Source organism: Acinetobacter sp. P1(2025) (assembly GCF_051390655.1).
GTDB lineage: Bacteria > Pseudomonadota > Gammaproteobacteria > Pseudomonadales > Moraxellaceae > Acinetobacter > Acinetobacter junii.
This window is the reverse complement of the sequence record NZ_JBPKBJ010000015.1, coordinates 17,646-36,478: the sequence shown is the minus strand read 5'-3', so window position 1 is coordinate 36,478 and position 18,833 is coordinate 17,646. Positions and strand designations below refer to the sequence as shown.

The 18,833-nt window shown below is 38.8% G+C and carries 20 protein-coding genes; 2 read left to right on the top strand and 18 right to left on the bottom strand.

What is annotated here, in order from left to right:
• Positions 1-31: 31 nt before the first annotated feature.
• The 11 genes from ACSC97_RS05825 to ACSC97_RS05775 all read right to left on the bottom strand — a co-directional run bounded on the left by ACSC97_RS05825 (position 32) and on the right by ACSC97_RS05775 (position 11,062).
• A complete protein-coding gene (locus tag ACSC97_RS05825; RefSeq protein ID WP_436659822.1) occupies positions 32-967 on the bottom strand; it encodes an HpcH/HpaI aldolase/citrate lyase family protein in 936 nt (311 codons plus the stop codon).
• Positions 968-987: 20 nt separating this feature from the next.
• Complete coding sequence (locus ACSC97_RS05820) at positions 988-2,085, bottom strand: cysteine protease StiP family protein (protein ID WP_436659820.1); 1,098 nt, start codon at positions 2,083-2,085, stop codon at positions 988-990.
• Positions 2,078-3,979 (bottom strand): phosphoribosyltransferase domain-containing protein, encoded by a 1,902-nt coding sequence (locus ACSC97_RS05815; RefSeq protein WP_436659818.1) that lies wholly within the window; start codon positions 3,977-3,979, stop codon positions 2,078-2,080. The genes ACSC97_RS05820 and ACSC97_RS05815 overlap by 8 nt, the downstream gene beginning before the upstream one ends.
• Position 3,980: 1 nt before the next feature.
• Positions 3,981-5,042, bottom strand: a complete 1,062-nt coding sequence (locus ACSC97_RS05810) for an ATP-grasp domain-containing protein (protein ID WP_436659816.1) — start codon at positions 5,040-5,042, stop codon at positions 3,981-3,983.
• Between the two features lie 187 nt (positions 5,043-5,229).
• On the bottom strand, positions 5,230-5,820 hold the full coding sequence (locus ACSC97_RS05805; RefSeq protein ID WP_436659814.1) for a TerD family protein: 591 nt from the start codon (positions 5,818-5,820) through the stop codon (positions 5,230-5,232).
• Positions 5,821-5,825: 5 nt separating this feature from the next.
• Positions 5,826-6,551 (bottom strand): TIGR00266 family protein, encoded by a 726-nt coding sequence (locus ACSC97_RS05800; RefSeq protein WP_436659812.1) that lies wholly within the window; start codon positions 6,549-6,551, stop codon positions 5,826-5,828.
• 9 nt (positions 6,552-6,560) lie between these two features.
• The gene (locus ACSC97_RS05795; protein WP_436659810.1) at positions 6,561-7,838 is read right to left on the bottom strand and encodes a vWA domain-containing protein; all 1,278 of its coding nucleotides are present in this window, start codon (positions 7,836-7,838) and stop codon (positions 6,561-6,563) included.
• A 92-nt stretch (positions 7,839-7,930) separates the two neighbouring features.
• Positions 7,931-9,013, bottom strand: a complete 1,083-nt coding sequence (locus tag ACSC97_RS05790) for a DUF475 domain-containing protein (protein WP_436659808.1) — start codon at positions 9,011-9,013, stop codon at positions 7,931-7,933.
• Between the two features lie 69 nt (positions 9,014-9,082).
• Positions 9,083-9,922 (bottom strand): SPFH domain-containing protein, encoded by an 840-nt coding sequence (locus ACSC97_RS05785; protein ID WP_436659806.1) that lies wholly within the window; start codon positions 9,920-9,922, stop codon positions 9,083-9,085.
• 48 nt (positions 9,923-9,970) lie between these two features.
• Positions 9,971-10,420: an NfeD family protein gene (locus tag ACSC97_RS05780; RefSeq protein ID WP_436659804.1), complete on the bottom strand. Its 450-nt coding sequence runs from the start codon at positions 10,418-10,420 to the stop codon at positions 9,971-9,973.
• Between the two features lie 63 nt (positions 10,421-10,483).
• Positions 10,484-11,062: a TerD family protein gene (locus ACSC97_RS05775; protein ID WP_436659802.1), complete on the bottom strand. Its 579-nt coding sequence runs from the start codon at positions 11,060-11,062 to the stop codon at positions 10,484-10,486.
• 289 nt (positions 11,063-11,351) lie between these two features.
• Between ACSC97_RS05775 and ACSC97_RS05770 the strand changes: the two genes are divergently transcribed.
• Both ACSC97_RS05770 and ACSC97_RS05765 read left to right on the top strand, forming a co-directional pair.
• Positions 11,352-11,747 carry an IS200/IS605 family transposase gene (locus ACSC97_RS05770; RefSeq protein WP_436659800.1) on the top strand — a complete coding sequence of 132 codons (396 nt, stop codon included), beginning with the start codon at positions 11,352-11,354 and terminating at the stop codon, positions 11,745-11,747.
• Between the two features lie 9 nt (positions 11,748-11,756).
• Positions 11,757-12,782 carry a hypothetical protein gene (locus tag ACSC97_RS05765; protein WP_436659798.1) on the top strand — a complete coding sequence of 342 codons (1,026 nt, stop codon included), beginning with the start codon at positions 11,757-11,759 and terminating at the stop codon, positions 12,780-12,782.
• Between the two features lie 42 nt (positions 12,783-12,824).
• Here the strand turns inward: ACSC97_RS05765 and trbC are convergent, their stop codons facing one another.
• The 7 genes from trbC to ACSC97_RS05730 form a co-directional block, all read right to left on the bottom strand.
• Positions 12,825-13,721, bottom strand: a complete 897-nt coding sequence (gene trbC, locus ACSC97_RS05760) for a type-F conjugative transfer system pilin assembly protein TrbC (protein ID WP_436659796.1) — start codon at positions 13,719-13,721, stop codon at positions 12,825-12,827.
• Between the two features lie 3 nt (positions 13,722-13,724).
• Positions 13,725-15,065, bottom strand: a complete 1,341-nt coding sequence (locus ACSC97_RS05755; protein ID WP_436659794.1) for a TraU family protein — start codon at positions 15,063-15,065, stop codon at positions 13,725-13,727.
• On the bottom strand, positions 15,049-15,669 hold the full coding sequence (gene traW, locus ACSC97_RS05750) for a type-F conjugative transfer system protein TraW (protein WP_436659792.1): 621 nt from the start codon (positions 15,667-15,669) through the stop codon (positions 15,049-15,051). Before traW ends, ACSC97_RS05755 begins: the two co-directional genes overlap by 17 nt.
• A gap of 21 nt (positions 15,670-15,690) precedes the next feature.
• The gene (locus tag ACSC97_RS05745; protein ID WP_436659790.1) at positions 15,691-16,425 is read right to left on the bottom strand and encodes a DsbC family protein; all 735 of its coding nucleotides are present in this window, start codon (positions 16,423-16,425) and stop codon (positions 15,691-15,693) included.
• A 2-nt stretch (positions 16,426-16,427) separates the two neighbouring features.
• A complete protein-coding gene (locus ACSC97_RS05740; protein WP_436659788.1) occupies positions 16,428-16,886 on the bottom strand; it encodes a hypothetical protein in 459 nt (152 codons plus the stop codon).
• A gap of 6 nt (positions 16,887-16,892) precedes the next feature.
• Positions 16,893-17,885 carry a hypothetical protein gene (locus ACSC97_RS05735; protein WP_436659786.1) on the bottom strand — a complete coding sequence of 331 codons (993 nt, stop codon included), beginning with the start codon at positions 17,883-17,885 and terminating at the stop codon, positions 16,893-16,895.
• A 203-nt stretch (positions 17,886-18,088) separates the two neighbouring features.
• Positions 18,089-18,817, bottom strand: coding sequence for a hypothetical protein (locus ACSC97_RS05730; protein ID WP_436659784.1), 729 nt, complete (start codon positions 18,815-18,817; stop codon positions 18,089-18,091).
• Positions 18,818-18,833 lie beyond the last annotated feature (16 nt).

Sequence of the window (18,833 nt, the reverse complement as noted above, 5' to 3'; positions counted from 1 at the left end):
AAAGTGGCTTTTTTTGAATCAAGAATTATATTTATGCCGATTCTAGCGCAAGGGATAAGTCGGTATTTACCCCATAGGTTTTTTGACGCAACATAATCTTTTCAGCCCACCGTTTATGCGTGGTCACTTCTAACATTGATCCATTGCTATTGAATACGCTTTTTGCCGAATCATCCAAGATATTTTTTGCATCAACATAGTCTTGGAATGTAACCTTATACGCACTCATAACAGTCGGGATTTGGGTAGGATGAATTACGGTCTTTGTAAGTAACCCATGATCTATATCCTGTAAGATTTCTTGGTGAAGCAAATCGTAATTAGAAAAATGCTCACAAACAGGCGCACTCAAATCAAAACCATACGGCGCAAACTGACCAACCAATTGAGGAATCAACGTACCGACAGGTGTTTGATAGATCGTTTTATCTTTAGGTCGGCGTAGATTCAAGCTAGACAAAAGATCATTACCACCGATGCGTAAACAGATTGGGCGATCCATTGATTCTTGTAGGGCAAATCGCATATCACGCTGATAGAACGCATCAAAATACTCGAAAGTTTCTAAAGTCGGCATAAAGTGTAAATCATCAGGCAAAATCCCCGCCCAATTATGCATGTTATCCAAGTTAAACTTAGGCAATACGAAACCGACAAAAGTATCGTTAAGCTGCCAATTCAGTATTTTTTCAGCAACATCAATATTACGAGGGCGAATAAACAAAGAAACGGAAGGCGTTTTAATATTTTTCGCTTTAATCCGCATCAACAGGATTTTCAAGTTATCCAATGCATAAGCTAAGTCTTTATCACTTACAGCATCTTCCAAACAAACAACCATTGTTTGCGGAATTAAGGCAACAAATGGGTCAGCAGTCAAAATACCGAACATTTTATCAACGGACAAAGTAGCGGGCATATACATTGTGGCCCCTAACTCTAGTGCAAACTTAATAGATTTTTTCATAACAGCACCTTTTTTATAATTTAAACAGACTTAATGACTGTGACAGCGTGGTAATTACCTAATAAGTTACCCACAACATCAACAGGAACATTGTTCTTTTGCGCTAAATGGCGCAATAACAGTGTGTTCTTATCATCAGGCTCTCTTAATAGAATCCGATCAGGAACACGGCGTAAAACCGCACGTGTGGCTTCTGCGATACTTGGTTTAATTCGGTTGATATTATCAATCTGATATTCACTTTGAATAAATGCAACCACATCATCAGATTTTACTTTTTGGATTGCCCGATCTGCATCAGACCACACGCACTTATCGGACGTTGGTTGCTGATTCATTTGATTGGTTAAATCCTCAATAAACTTTTGGCTAATATCATGCTCTTGTAGGTGTGAGTATTCGACACAACCATGAAGATCACCATTCTTAGCATGTTCATCAATAATACTTCGTGAGATCAAGCCCGAAACAACACTACCCAAAATCCCCGAGGGGATTAACCAATCATCACGACTAGATGCCAACCATGCACCACCCGCAAGATCAGACAAGGTAACAAGCTTAGGGATACTCATTCCATGTTCAAAAAAGACAGGCATACCTTTCAGACTAGAAGTAAGCTCTCTTGAGATTGCCCCTTTACCTGTCCAACCATCAACAAAGACAATATTTTCTAAATCATTTGGATGGTTCAACATAATATGATTTAAAGCAGCTTGATCAATCCCTTTATCTCGGACAATGCTAATCCCATAATGGAAGCAAGCACGATGCTTGGAAATATGGTTTTTTAGCAACACGCCTAGAGGCACACCCGCCCGAACCAAACTCACAAGAATAATTGGTTTTTCAGGATTTAAACGATCCAACAAGGCATTACCCAAAAGCTGTGTTTCCAAAGCCATTCGGGAGCCAAAATGCTCAAGGGCATAATTAAAGTTTTCCCAATGATTTTCAGTCGGTGGGTTTTCCAAGCTAATCATTTCTGAATAATGCTTTTTGCCTGATTGAATCAATTTCTCTTTATCTTCAACATTCGTATGAGCGATATTAAGTTTACGCAATAAGAATGAAACATCATTCGGCTGATAAGAACCACTAAAGCCTAAATTACTCATTTCCGTAATACCCCTTTTCGCTATAAAACTGTTGAACACCGTGATTAGACTGATTGGCCAATTGACTAGCTTTAGGAAAACCAAACCAATCACAATTCTGCAAGAAATCGAAATCCGATAAACTGTCACCAAACCCAATACACGGCGTTAAAGGGTTTTGCTTTTGCATTAAATACAAAACTGCATTTTTCTTACTGATCACATTAGGGATGATTGCAAGATTATTGCCATTGGTATGCACATAGAACAAATCTCTTAAACTTGATGGGATGTGCTGTATCAATGAGGTTAAGAACAACGGCGTAGGCGAGTTTTGCTTCACCACGTAGTACAAAGACATATCATTTTCTTGCACCACCCATGAGCGAATTTCACCATATTGGGAAGCTGCTGCACTGATCACCTGTTCCAAATCAAGCATGTGCTGTTTATACGGCTCTAATAGGTCTTTTTGCTGCTTAAGCCAATACTGATCCACTTCACCATTAGGCAATAAAACCGTACCACCATGCGAACAAACAGCCCCATATTTAAAATCAATCTGAACTCGACTTAGAGCTTCTACCGATCTTGCTGTTACAGGAATCAATCGGGTACTTTTAGCCAACCAATCAACAAAGAATTGTTGTTTTGGGTGCATATAAGCCAAAGGACTAAGATGCTTATCTAAACTCGCCACACGGTCAGTATCTTGAGGTGTGCGTCTGCGGTGAGTTTGGAATAAGGTGTCATCCAAATCCACATAGGAAATAGGCTCTTTATACGAGGCACTAATGATTTCAAGATTTGGGATAGCCTTAAGCGAATCATCAACCTGATCAACATCAGTTTCGACAATCAGAATTAAGCGATCATACGCATCAGGATTGACGTTATAGGCATAATTACGCATTCCCATACCATAATTATCAGCAAACTCTAACTTATGCTGAATGCACTCACCCACTTGAATTGGTGAGCGTGTAGTAGAGCTAAAGACAACATTTGCGCCTTGCTTTTCCAAGTTTTCAGCAATTAAAAAAGGAATCCAAAGATATTCACCCGAGCCTAAGACATGGATACGTTCACCTTTGAATTTCGGCTTTAAGTTTACCCATGCTTGAGGCAATGAGAATGTAGGAACACGCCCCCAATCTTGAGGTGCTGTAATCTCAACACTCCCCGCTTCAACGCCGTTCACATTCGGCATATCAATAGCTTCATGGTCTTTATGCGTCCACGACCAATAACCTGAAAGCAACGAATGATTTTCCCAACGAACCCGATCAAAAGTCGGGGTTTCATCCGACCAATCCACAAGCGTTACCGTAATCACTTGCTCGATGTGATCCATACCGCCCTGAACAAGCGATTGATACAGGTTGCAAAAGGTTTTACCTGTTGTGACTTCATCATCAATCAACACAAGAACTTTGGTATTTTTCAGGTGTTCTTGGATTTTTGAATCGTTAGAACCATGAACGACTTGATCTTGAGCATGAGAGTGTTCTTCTAGGAACTCGCAAAATACAGGCACATTATTGTCTTTGTGGCGTGTAGTGGTCACAAACAAGGTATTGAGATCATGTTTTTTGACAAATTCGCTATACACCCCTGAACCCAAGCCTATTGCGGTTTCTGCCATAGCAACAAAGGTAATTGGTGAATCCACATTAGCCAAGTGATCTAACTTTTCAGCTAAATCAATATAGCTTTGACGCATCGTACTTGGTGCAACAGGAATATGCTTACCTAGCACTTTAGAAACGAATAAAAATGCACGTTTTGGATTGATACGCTCTGCGACAGCCAACAAGTGATTAAATTTATTTGAGGCATGATCTTCTTGGAAAAACGACAATTCCAAGTATCCACGCTTAAGCGGAAAGCCCATTTTCACATTTAAATCTTTCATATTATTTAACTCGCATACTGCTAGTGGTAGGACGCACTTTCACGCTTTCAATTTCAGAATATTCAACATCAGCAAGCCCCAATTTATGAGCAATCAAGTTATTAAACAGGCTAAAACCCAAGTGATGCGTGAATACATAGCCACCCGAAGGGCGAGAATTTACTTCCAATGGAAGCCAAACATCATCACTATGTTGAATAAATTGAATATTGATCAATCCATCTAAATTCAAATCTTTAACGATCAGTTTTGCAGTCTGCACAAGCTGCTCTACTTTTGGTCTTTGGATCAATTGAGTTGAATCCCCTTTGATACGTTGGATCGCATCAAGATACTCACCTTTATCGCAAATAATATCCAATGAGCATTCAGCACCTTTAATGTGAGGCATAAGGACATATTCAGGTTTTGTCACATACTCCGAATACGCTTTAATAAAGTTTTCGGTAGATGCAACATACTGTTCAGATAATTGCTTAAACATCGAAGCATCATCATCAAGCACAAAAAAACCACTCGCATAAATACCTGTAGATGGTTTAACGCAAAACTTAGGTGATCCATCTTGTGCTACATACGAGCAATTTAGGTCAGCATCAGCCATTTTTTCTTTTAATTCTTCCACACTATTAAACAAATAAGTCGGGATGAATGGCAATCCAACTTGTTCACAATATTGAGCAAACAGATATTTATTGTTAATTTGGTCTTTAGTGTCTAAACCATAAGTTCCTGTAATGAGCGTCACGCCTATACGTTCAAAATTGGATCGCATACCCTCAAAAACAGAGGTGTTTTTACCGACAAATAAAATATCCATTTTACCTTGTTCGCAATAACCCAAAATATAATTGGTATAATCATGTAGATTATAACCATATTCTTTAAAGTCGATATAATTACAAAAAACATCAGGAAGATTGTCGCTAAAAATTGGGTTTTCTTTAGTATAACTAAATGCGTGAATCGAAATACGATCCCCAAAAGTTGAGTTCAATAAACTCTCAATTAAATCAAACTGACAGGAAAAACAATCTGCAATGCTCACTTGTAACTTAGACATTACCACTCCAATTTGGGTATTAATTATTTAATGTTTCAATAACGATTAATATAGCATATATACCACACCAAGACAAATAAAATAAAAACGTAATCTTATATTTTATAAAATATTTTTATTAAATTGATTTTGAAGTAGAAACGAAAAAAGATGCAATTTATGCACCTTTTTTCAACCTAGAGCAAGATTACAGAATAACTTGCTTGATGAATGGAATCATCTCTTGTAGATGCTTCCCATTGGTAGGCTCACCCGAAGCAACCATTTTCCATTCAGAATTATGGCGGTAGAATTTACTAATCACCAATGCGGTGTAGTCACCTTTAGCAGAAAGGTCATAACGAGCCAACTCACTACCTGTTTGCGTATCTACCACTCGACAGAATGCGTTTTCCACATTCGCAAAGGTTTGGCCACGAAAACTTGAGATCGTAAAGACAATGCTTTCAATATTGGCGGGAACAGATGACAAATCAACTTTGATCACCTCGTCATCACCATCACCCTCACCTGTTAGGTTATCACCCGAATGAGCGATACTTCCATCACGACTTCTTAACTGACCGAAATACACCTGATCCACAACATTTTTACTTGCATCAAAAAGGATTGCAGACAAATCTAAATCAATGCTTCCACCACCACCACCAAAAAGACCACCAAGAAAGCCACCTTTTTTAGCAACATCCCACCCTGCGCCAAACATAACAGTCTTTAATGCAGAACCATCATTTTTAGACAATGAAATCCGTTGTCCTTTTGCTAAACTAACTGCCATTTCTACTACCCTCGATTGCTATTATTTAAACCTAAAGCAGCTACCAACCATGTAAGGTAGCTTTTACTATTACGAGAACAAACTACAACCGTTCCCTTACCACGAAACTTAAGAACCATACCCTCGCCCGATGTAACACTTCCAAGTAATCCACCTAGAAAGCCACCGTTGCTAGTTGGTAAGCCAATCGTGTAACTAAGCGTATTCGTCCAAGCCACACAATGACCATTATCCACGATATATTCACCACCACTTTGAGTAGTATCTATATCCAACTCCATTAAAGTACCTGATCCACTAATACATAGATCGCCATACCCGCCTGTTTCCATGACAACAAAACCGCCTGTGTCACCAAAGATCGCACCACCCAAATTGGTTTGCACTTTAGCCTTTACTTGCACGGTTTCTGTCGCTGCCAAAAATGAACCATCACTCAAGATATATTGATGTGCCTGATCCACTTTTAGAACTTTCATATCCCCTGAAATTGGGGAAAGTAAACACTCACCATCACCATTGGCTGCTTTGATTTCCTGTTGAAACAAACTCTCGCCTGTGGTGAATTTACGCATAAACGATTGGAATAAACCGCCACGCAACTGACCACCAATGACAAGATTAGGCTCCATTGTCACCATTGCATCAGATTCACAAAAAATCTTCTCACCTCTTTTAAGTCGGGCAAGCAAGAATGGTTCAGGCGAACCGACTAACTGAAATTCAGCCATAACTAATACCTACCGTAAAATGCCTTTTTGTTTTGCCTCTTTGAGCCATTGAGGAAACTCGTTAAGAAGCATGTCGTAAAGCTGTTCTTCACTAATCTGCTCTAGGCGATCTAATGAAAAGAAATTGCAATTATCAATAACACGGCCCTGCATGGTGTCTAGCTTTTCCAAAATACCGTAATTCCGACCACCAATGCCGACAAACTGCCAAAATATCGGATAACTCGCTGCTTCTGTAATGATCTTAGAAATACGCTTATTGTCATGTACGCCACCATCACTAATAAAGATGACATACGTTGGAATATTTCGAGATTGTGAGCTATAGAAATCCAAAACATCACGGATCACGGCGTATTCATTATTAACCTCTGCACCGACACGCCAATTACGCCATGCACCCGATCTACCACTACCAACAATGGTATCGACATTCCGCAAAGACACATCATCCAAGCGGAACGGTTTATCACCAAAAGCCCAAGATTCCATTTCGCCGTTATCATCAAAACTTAACGCCAATGGAATGACACGATCCACAATTTTCTGAACATCACCACTTGCATATTGATTATACATAGAGCCTGAACGATCCAAGACCAAACAAACCCGAGCCTGAACCCCTAAAAGATTATTCTTTTCGAGAGAAATCAAACTTTTCTTCGTCAAATCAACCAAACGAGGTTTTTCAAGAGAAACACGATTTACGATTTGTTCTTTCTTAAGACTAATAGCATTTACTTGAGGCTGTGGTGCTTGTTGTGGTGCTTCTTGAGCGACTTCCGCACCAAAGTACACAACCAATGCGTCCAACCCACCATTAAAGCCCTGACCATTCACACCTAACCGCCAAACAGCATCTTTCACATAAACATCAACAAGCATTAACGCTTTTTCTTGGTTTAGCGTACTTGCATTGAGATCGTATGTTGCAACAACTGCACCTGACTGATTTAGTATTTCAACCTTACCCGATTGAATAGCGGATAAAGGCTGATTTGCGGTTGCAACTAAGGTTAATTTCTGAATTTTAGGATCAACTAAACCTAAGTCAATTTCAAAATGACCGCTAGTTGTTGTTAAATCCTTAATAGAGATTTCACGATTAGGTGAAACACGGTTGTTAAAAAACACCATGTAAGGATCAGATATAAGATGCCCGACAGGGTTTAAACCGAATAAAGAAATATCAACATCAAAACGAGCATTGAAAGAAACACGTAACGAAAACTTTTGCTGAATTTGAAGATCAGACAATTTTATTTTTTGACCTGTTTGTAGATTCATTACCTCTCTCTTTTTTTGATCTAAGAATAGATTAATCGAACAATGATCAATCTAGTCTTAAATCAATCGTGATGATTGATTTAAGGTGCTTTTTAGTCGGATAACCGAGCTTCTTTCTTCTTGTATGCAATTGAGGAAAGTACAGCCCAAACAATAAAGGCAACGCCAATTAAGCCTGTAACCAATTCGGGAACATGAACACCTGTACCACTCGCAAGCATAATGATTGCCAATGCACCGATAGCGTAATGTGCGCCATGTTCAAGATAGATATAAGCATCCAATGTTCCTTTTTCTACCAAGTAAACAGTCATAGAACGGACAAACATTGCACCAATTGCTAAACCTAACATAATGATCACAACATCATTGGTGATCGCAAAAGCTCCGATCACACCATCAAAGCTAAACGAGGCATCCAAAACTTCAAGATATAAGAACCCGCCAAAACCCGCTTTAATGACGTTTGTAGCCACTTTCCCGCCGTTACCGCTTGATTCAGATTCTTCTTCTTCATCACCACCACCCTCAAGCAAGTGACCAATCACCTGAACACCAACATAAACCACAATGCCCCATATACCCGCAACCGTTACCACTAGCTTGCTTTCATCAGGCACATACGCTGACATAAGCAAAATACAGATCAAGGCAATAAAGACAGACATAGCTTGCACATTAGCAAGGTGAGCCAACTTTGTTTCTAACCAATGGAACCAATGAGTATCTTTTTCATCGTCAAACAAGAAGTTTAGGAAAACAAGCAATAAGAACGATCCACCAAAAGCTGCGATTTCCGCATGGTGAGCGATTAACTTTTGCGAATACTCAACAGGATTGTTCAATGCCATATTAACTACATCAGCAATCCCCATATCAGCCGTAACCGCAACAATAACCAAAGGAAAGACTAAGCGCATACCAAAGACAGCGATAACGATACCAACCGTTAAGAACAAGGTGCGCCAAAACTTATCCCAATGCTTCAACACAGAGGCATTTACTACAGCATTATCGAATGACAATGACACTTCCATAACCGCTAGAATGCCTGTAATTGCCAAACATTTAAGCATCATTCCAACACCCGCATCAGCCCCATGAGTGAAGCCCCAATATGCAGAGATTGCTAAACAGACAATCGTAAAAATTATAGAAAAGCCAAAGTGCTTCATGTGTATAGATTCCAAATCAAAGTATAAAAACGTGATCTAACCAAATCGGCTAAATCACGCACTTTTCAATTACCTACCCATAACACCACGAATGGTATTAAGAATATCGCTAGGGAGTACAACAGTTTTGGCATTGTTTGACTTAGCCATGTCTTGCATAGCCTTGATGTACTGCTCACCCAACAAGTACGCCACAGGTGTTTCTTCATCACCGATAGCCGAGCTAACCATTTGAATTGATTGTTGTGATGCTTGCGCTAGGATGACTTGTGCTTCCGCATCACGGCGAGAGGCTTCCAATCGTCCATCAGCTTCCAAGATCGCTGCTTGTTTTTCACCATCAGCCTTAGTGACTGTCGCTCTACGCTGACGTTCTGCTGCTGCTTGAGCTTCCATTGCAGACTGCATAGTAAGTGATGGTTTAATGTCTTGGACTTCACAGCCTTTTAGCGTGACACCATATTCAGAAATTTCATCAGAAATAGCAGCTTTAAGTCGGGCTTTGATATGGTCACGTGATGACAAAGCATCATCCAATGTCATTTCACCCACGATTGAACGTAACGATGTTTGCACTAGGTTTTGAATGGCCCATTGATAGTTTTCAACACCATAAACCGCACGTTCAGGAGTTGTCACATTGATATAAGCAAGCGCATTCATCATTAATACAGCGTTATCAGCCGAAATAACTTCTTGAGTAGGAATGTCTAAAACAATGTCCTTTGTTGTTACACGGTACGCAATGCTATCCACAAAAGGGACAATAAAATTCAATCCCGCACCCAAAGTTGCATGATATTTTCCTAATCGCTGAACAATATATTTATTACCCTGCGGAACTAAAACAACAGATTGAAAAACAGCAATACCAACCAATACAGCAAGAACAACAACAGAAACAAACATAATAAACACCTCTCAATAATTTATTTATTTTTTAATAAGAGCAGATACTTAATAAGAATCAACCACAAGCTGATTACCTAAAATATCTTTAACAGTCACACTATCGCCTAGAGATACAGGACTAAGAGTTCTACAACTCCACTCGTCATTACCCAAAATCGGCAACACGAATCGAACTGTTACATCGTTGGTATCCGCAACCACCTTAACAACAACACCTATTTGCCCTATCGTTGCTTCTCTTGGCATTCCCGCCAAAGTTTTATCTTTTGATAAAGGCTTAATAAATTTAAACCAAGCAACCATTACAACAACTGACAAAATTGACCATGTAAGAATTTGCGAAACAACAGTAAATTCAGGAAAAATAAATAAAATTAAACTAACTACAACAGCAGACAAACCAAACCAAAGCAGGGTAAAACTTGGTATAAAAATCTCAAAAACAGATAATGCAATACCAAAAACAAACCAATGGTACGGCTCAATCACGAACATAAAACACCCCCCTTTTTTACTATTTGATTAGAGGGCGCACCCGAAGATGCGCTTTAAATTACATCATGCTGCGTTAATGCCAAATTGAGCGCACATTGCAGCCAAACCGCCTGAATAACCTTGACCAAGAGCTTTAAATTTCCACTCTGAACCATGACGATAAATTTCACCAAATTCCAAAGCAGTTTCTAATGAATAATCTTCTGACAAGTCATAACGGACAATTTCAGTATTATCCGCATCATTCACCACACGAATGAACGCATTTTTGATTTGACCAAAGTTTTGATTACGAGCAGCAGCATCATGGATCGTTACAGTTAAAACAATACGTGTTACATCAGCAGGGACTTTTGATAAATCAATTTTGATCTGTTCATCATCACCATCACCATCACCTGTGCGGTTATCACCTTGATGTACAACGCTTCCATCAGCAGAGGCTTTTTGACCATAAAAAATAAAATCTGAATCGCTACGAGCTTTACCATTCGCACCAAGCAAGAAAGCAGAAGCATCTAGGTCATAAGCTGCACCATCAGTTACACGTGCATCCCAACCCAAGCCCAACAACACATTTACCAATGTTGGTGCTTCTTTTGTTAAAGAGATATTACCGCCTTTAGATAAGCTAATCGCCATGTTCTTCTCACTTTAATTTAAGATTATTAATACTAATAAATGCTTTGGTATTGTTTATATAATATTAATAATATAAAAACGAATACCAACCTCAAGATCAATATAAGAATTTTTAAATTAATCTCAAATAACTTATATCAACCCTTAATTAAATATAAGAAATTATATACTTGGTGTCAAATAACCTATACTTAGATATATCAATTACTTAGTTAATATTTGCAAAATTAGCGTTAAATATATTAATATTTAGGTAATGTTTTTTGATTTTTATAATGGCTTTCCAAAAATGAAAGAAAATTATTACCTAGATTACGAGCTTTATTACGTTCTTGCCTTAACGACAAAGAACAAGGCTCAACTACTCACCAAAGAGCTAATTGAGTGTATTAGCAATGCTATTCAGCGCAACAAAGAGGCATGGCATATTCAGGATGTTGTAATCGAGAGTGGATCACTAGATTCCTTAGTTGTTCACTTTAAGGCAACACCAACAACCGAACTAAGCAAGATGATCAACACTCTTAAGACTGTGACAAGTCGGGAAATTCACAAGGAGTTTCCAAATACAAAAGCAATATCATTATGGCAAAAGGGTTATGCTTTATTTACAAAATCCACCCCTACAAGCGATCTATACGCTAAACTAGCAGAACATAACAATCGAATACTACCAAACGCCTAGTTTGGTAATTTGTTATTATCTCTTGGAGTTCCCATGAAGGGCAAAACACTAAAAATACTGATTACACATTCTTATTTTTTTTACTACAAACATCTAAGTAGCAAGTTAGCAGACCAATATGATTTCATCATGCTTGATCCTGAACTTAAGGACGAAGTGTTCTTTATCAACAATACAGAGCATACCCTCTTAGATACGCCGTGTGATTCGTTTAGCATTTTGTATGGGAACTCAAAAATCATAAAACAAGCAATCGTAATGAATCCCAACCCGCCCAACATTAAAGGCACAGAGATAGATACATCCACTCTATTTAATGACGCTTTAAAGCTTTTGCCAAAAATGGCCCAAGCATTAAACATCAAGCCTAAAAAGATAAAAAAAATTGAAATTGATTACATTGAAAACAATGTCGCCAATATAACCATGCAAGATAAAATCATTTTTCCAAATGAACAAAGCAAACATACTGTTGAATTTAATCAAACAGACTTACTAGATTCAGCAGACCTTATTGATAAAGAACACCTCAAAATAAACAAGAAACAGCTAGAGAAGTTAAGGAAACAACTTGCTTCAACCAAGCACATAACTCGACAGCTACTCACCGATGATATAAAGCAAGAAAGCATCTTGGCCACACACTTAACAGCATCAATCATGCGAGTATTTAGATATTCACTCGATAAAAGCCTTAAGTTAATTCAGAACCTTGTTTACACAGGTCACTTAAGATGTTCCTACATAGATGGTTCAGAAAGCATCACCATCAGCTACACAGGTGATCATAAAGTTAAGAATATTGAATACATGATCGGTAAACGCTTTAAAAACTCAAGAGAGCAAGCAACAATTGAAGTCGGGAAAAATATCTCTAAAGAATTTGATAAAGATCGTAGTGCAAATCAAGTTGAAATAGAGATTAAAAACGAAGTCATCAAGGCACAGAGCAACCAATTAACCATAAAGCAAAAGCTAAAAGACAACCAAACTGTTGCCGACTACTTAGATTCAGAATTACCAACGATTGAGTAAAAAAAAGCATCCGATATAAGGATGCTTTTTTTACAAGTGCCGTTACTGTGTAACAGCCCCCGCCTTAATAAATTTCTGATACTGCCGAGCCACATCTTTAATATCAGGACTTGAAGCATTCTCGTAAATCTTATTGAGATTGTATGCAATATCCAAGTCACCATACACAATGTCATAGTCGGACAAATCAGCACAGCCTTGTTCATCTAAACGATCTTTAGCATCCGAAGCTGCCACAACTAAAGCGGGAACTTTGTCGATTTTAAACATCTTGAAGGCATCAGGATGAATATATAGTTCAGGTGGAGTATCAATCTTTAGCTTTTGCATAAAGGCTTGAGTACCCGCAAACTTTAACGGATCATCACCAATATTGCCCTTAAGGAAAACAGCAACATTGTATTTACCCGCATCGTTCAGCAATTTCTCTAAGGTTGTTTTAGGAATCGTAGCAGAGATAAATAAGTACGCTCGACCAACTTCAAAGTCACTAAGCGAATCATGCTTATTCTGTTTTTGAGCATCCTTAACCAACGCATCATTGTACTGCTTTGTGATCTTAGTAAGATCAATCATGCCACGCTGTTTCTCAAGTTCCTTATCATTTATATAATCAGGAACTTTTGGTTCAGCAAGCCGAACATTACTTATGTCGGGAGCTTTGGTTTTAACATCACCAACATCGACACCACTTTGAACAACAGCTTTACCAATAGTTTGTTGGTTCTTTTTGCGGATCGCCTCAATCGCTTTGTCATCCAAACCGCTTAAATCAATATTTTTGCGAACACTATCAATATCAACAGTACCCACAACCTGATTTTGCATTGCACCTGTTTGAACACCAACTTTCTGACCATCAAATGCTTGGCTTGGTGCTGCATAAGCAGCACAAGCAACCATATTGAACAGGACTAGGCTTAATAGACTTTTTTTCATGTATTAATCCCCATATCCATATACTTTTTGGCAACAGTCACGTTTTCGATAGATTTGGAAACTCATATCTTCCCCTTTAATCGGGTAGTAACGTCCTGAACCCCAAATAAACGTACTGCGACCAAATGGCTGACAGCATTGTTTTTTGGTTTTGTCATTGGTACTTACAAAGTCGATTGCATCTTTAACCGTTTCACCGATGCCACCACCCTCGCTTGTAGTTCCCGTATCACCTGTCGCACCCGCCGTACCACTTAAAGCGGTCTGCATAGCCTTAACCACCGACTTAGTTTGCGAAACAGGGAACAACATACTGTATTTATACTGTCGCTTATTCATCAGCAATTGACGATAACCACCGCACAAACCATTGTTGCCGTAATAACTCAAGTTAATACCTTGACGATGTAGCTTATTCAGTAGGCGCAACATAATTACACCACTCGCATCAATCGTTGATGACGTATCTTGGATAACCCCTGTCATTGGGTACATCAAACCATTACAACCCACACACCAATGCATTTCAGCAAAGCCAAAGCTTTTCGTGGCTGCAATACAATCCCCTGTACAGGCGACTACTGCGGGAAGTGATGAATATAAGAAACCATCAGGCGAAAGCATGTTTGCATATTCAGGTTCCAACCAAGATGGATCAACCTCTGTCATGTAAGCCACATCAAAACCACTTTGTTCAAAGCATTTTGAGTTATCCATGACCTGACCAAGAATGTACATGATCGGGTTAATGTAGTAATGCGCCTGATAAACGTGTTTTAGCTCGTTTTCTTGTTCTTCACCAACAAAACCGAAGCTATCACCCTCAAAGGAACCTGTATCACCAAAAGAGATACCGCCCAAACCAACCATACAGTAAGGCTTTGTAGTTACATCAATTAGTCGAGCAGGCTCATAGAATGAAATCGGGACACCAATGTATAGATCACAGGTACAAACATACTGCTTCCAACCTGTTAAATCCTTAGTACCATCCTGATTCCCTTTAAAGAAAACACTTGAGATACCAATCGGCATAACGCATGACCAACACATGCCATCAACAGGGTTTACAAACTCACCTGTACAAACACTAGCTGATAACTTTTCATTAACCGTACTGCTTAAGCCACCATCTTCCACATCAACACGATCACCCAATGCGCCCGAAGCTGTACTTGCACCATCACCACCCGCATCAGCATAAGTAAATGTTGGGTGCATCATAAAACCAAAAAACAAGAATGCGAAAACCTGTAGGCTTCTTATGGTGGTTCGATAGCAGTAAAATACCACTTGAGCAATCAGCATAAATAATGCGTCTAAAAACTTAGTAAGCAACTTCATCTACTCTCAACCTCAATCCATCTTGTGTGACTAAACTTGGAGTGCGCTTAATATCAAAACGATTAATAAACTCACCTGTTTGGTCAAACCAAAACTTAGTTTTATTTTTGACACTTAGCTCATACCAACTTCCATTTACGAGCATGATTGTCACTCTTGGATTTTTCTTATGCTCCGCTAAAGCCCAAGCCACCTGTTTTGGCTCATCACCATCAATGAAGGCAATTGGTCTAGACATATTGCTTTGCTTAAGTGGATTAATTCGATCACCACGCCTTGCTAAATATTTACCATCAGGAAGCTTAATATCCATTTCCAAAATGATAGATGGATCAACATAGCGTGTCTGTGTGGTGAGAACGTGAGGTAGTTGAGTACCTTTAGGACGCTTTAAACCATCAAGCGTTTTTTCTGTATATTCCTTTCGATACTTATCCCATTCACCGTTGTCAACCAACGCTTGCATTTTTTTCTGTATCGCCTCAATGAAGCTTACCTCTTTGACAGGGTAAGTTTCACCGAAAGTTCCGAAGTTCTTTGCGTGAACAACGGAACTAAGAGCAACTAAGAGAATGCAAACAAACTTAAATAGGCTTGCTTTCATATCTACGCTCCAACGATCAAATTATTTTTTCTTTGCTTTTAAATCACTAGCAACTTTATCAAGCTTGTAGTCCAATTCCCCTGCTGAAACAGCACCCGCAACAACAGAACCATCCTCAAGAACGGTCATTGGTGTTCCATCAAAGCCTAAATCACGTGACAACTGAACATTCGCATCAACAGGGTTATTACAAGTACCATCAGAATTAGGTGCAATGCTAGAAATCAAGTATTCACGCCATGCCTTTGCACGATCAGGCGCACACCAAATCTTTTTCGCAACATTACGTGCATTTGGATGTAAGCCAACTAAAGGATTGGTAAACACGTAAATCGTTACGTTATCTAATTTTGCGAGTTGAGGTTCAAGTTGTTTACAGAAAGGACAATCAGGATCACTAAATACAGCGAGTTTACGAGAGCCATTCCCTTTTTTGTAAGTAATGGCATCTTTAAATGGAAGTTTATTAAATTCAATTTTATTTAGTTCATCACGCTTTGGTGAGGTAATGTTCGCCTGATCTTTCATGCGAATAATGTCACCAAACAAGAAATAAGCACCTGTTTCATCGGTATAAGCTAAGTTCTTACCCAATACCACTTCGTAAACACCTTTAATCGGGGTTTCAGTTACCGATGTAATCGTGGTTGCGGGATACTGTTTTTGTAGATTGGCTTTTGCCGTGTTCACATCTGCACTTGCGCTCATTACCGCAACAGAAGCTAACGCACCAACTAAAAGAGATTTTAATTTCATCACTATTCCTTTCTAAATACCTTAAATGGTGTGGGGATCGCTTGAATCGCTTGTTGATCATCCGAATCATTAGAATCACGACCTAAAGGCGATTCAAACGACTGCTCTGAATGCTCCGCAAATGTTGATGGAACAGAAATATCCGCATGACTTACACTTGCTGCGGGAACAACACCGCTTTTTAATAAGGCTGAAATTTCTTCAACCCTAATTAAAATCTTTTCTTGTATATCGCTATCAATCTCACGGTGCATATCCAATGGTTTTTTTTGGTTTTCAAGCAAAATATCAGGCGAAGCCATACTGCCATTAACCAACAAACCCTTTTCATGCATCCATTTCAGATTTTCAACTACAAGTCGGGAAAAAACGCCGTAGGATAAACTTTCTACCCAACGGTACAATTCAGGGTCTTTATCCCCTGAAATTGTCACTTTAAATTCCTTTTTCTTCCTCGACATACTTCATCATTCCACGCAAGATGGATCAGACAAAGCAACGTGAATGCCGTATTTACGCATTCCCACGACAACAGAGAATCGTGGATCATCAATTAAAATACATTGTGGCCATAACGCTTTAAATTCATCAAAAACGCTACTCGCACCACCACCCGCAATTAAAATACGGTCAATAGTACGTGCTTGTGATCCAAGCAAGTTATTTGCAAATTGAACGATCTGTGAACGTGCGCTTAAAATAGATTTCTCAACCAAATCATTAACATCACGGTAAGAGCCATACTCTTTAACTTTTCGTGATTTCATAATTTCTTGAACTTCAATCGTAGTCGCTGTAATGCCTTGCGCTGCGAGTAAAGTTTGTAATTCGGAACAAGATTTACTCATTCCAATCGTTGAACCTGAACTTTCCTGAATCCAATTACCATTACTCATTAAAAGAATATCAGTCGTGAAATGACCAACATCAATAACAGCATCACGTTCAGAAAGTGCTTTAGAGTTTTTCAATCGACCTGAATCATTTAACAAATAATCTTGGTAAACACCCCACGGTTGAGGAACAGGCAATACACCACAGCCAAAAACGGCGGTAACTTGCTCGTAAAGCTTTTCCATGTAGGCATTAAAGGTATCAACAGGCAAACCCGCAACAATCAACTTAGGAACCACACCATAACTGCTTAAAAGCGATTTACAGCGCAATAACAACGCACGATGCTCAAAACCCTCAAGCCAATTTTGCGTTAAGCCAACGGTATGCTGTGCGCCCTGCTCAATCGCCGTTTCCCCAACAAAATATTTAACACCATCCAACTCAACAGTATTTTCTTGCGTTAATCGTTGATTGGTATCGTAGGTAATTGTCTTGGCGGGAATAACAACAGAAGGGATAAAGTAAGTCTTAACCTCACCCCCAAAGAAGAAAGCAAGCTTAACACCGCTTCGACCTACATCTAGTCCAACCACGACATTTATTGGGTTGTTCGCTTTAGCCAATTTTCTACTCCAAACCTATAAAATTTTTAAGATATTAAAGCCATTAATAACATGCTAATAATATATTATTTATAAAATAATAACCACAGTAATAATATAAATTATAATAATGTTTTGCCATTAATTAATATTATATTTTAGAAACATTAATAAAATATAAACAAAAAAAAGAGGCAAAACGCCTCTTTCCTTTTACATTAAAATTACTTAATTGATCGCAACAGGTTATCTTCCAAGAATTTATTACCAAGACCATTCTCGAAAGCACGTAGAGCTTCGGGTGAGTAGTAGATTTGCGTATAGATGCGACTATCCACACCAATCGTTGAGATCGTTTGCCAAGAGCGTGTCATAATCGCCACAGCCGAACCTGTCTTATCAAATTCAATAAATGCGTTATCAATACCGTATTGGTTTTCAGCACCCTTAAACTCAACAGGATACTGCTTAAGGTATTTATTAAGCTCTTTGTTCACAGGAGCTTTATAAACACGCACTTCATGGCCTTGAGCCAAAGCTTGCTCAACAAATAACTTTGCTGCTAAATCCTTTTCAGAAATATAAGCACCCATACGGATTTTACGGTTTGCTTCTGCAAAGTTAGCTTCATGTAGGACATAAGTTTCAAGGAACAAGAAAGATTCAGTACGCTTCATTAGCGTAAATTTCTCTTTTGCAAGCAAAGGATTTATAGCAATTCGCTTAGAACCATTTTCAGTTGTTGTTAGTGTAAGGAATTTATCTCGAATCGACTTATTCTCAAATTCATCCCAAGTTCGTTGTGTTCCATTGCTATTAAACTTTTCAATAGCACCAACACCCTGATTTAGTTTTTGAGTAGCCACTTGTTTTGCAGTTTCAATTTGCTGACAACCTGAAACAACAGCACCAAAACCAACCAATGCTAAGACCAATGCTTTCTTATTCACCATGCCCTCGTTATATAAT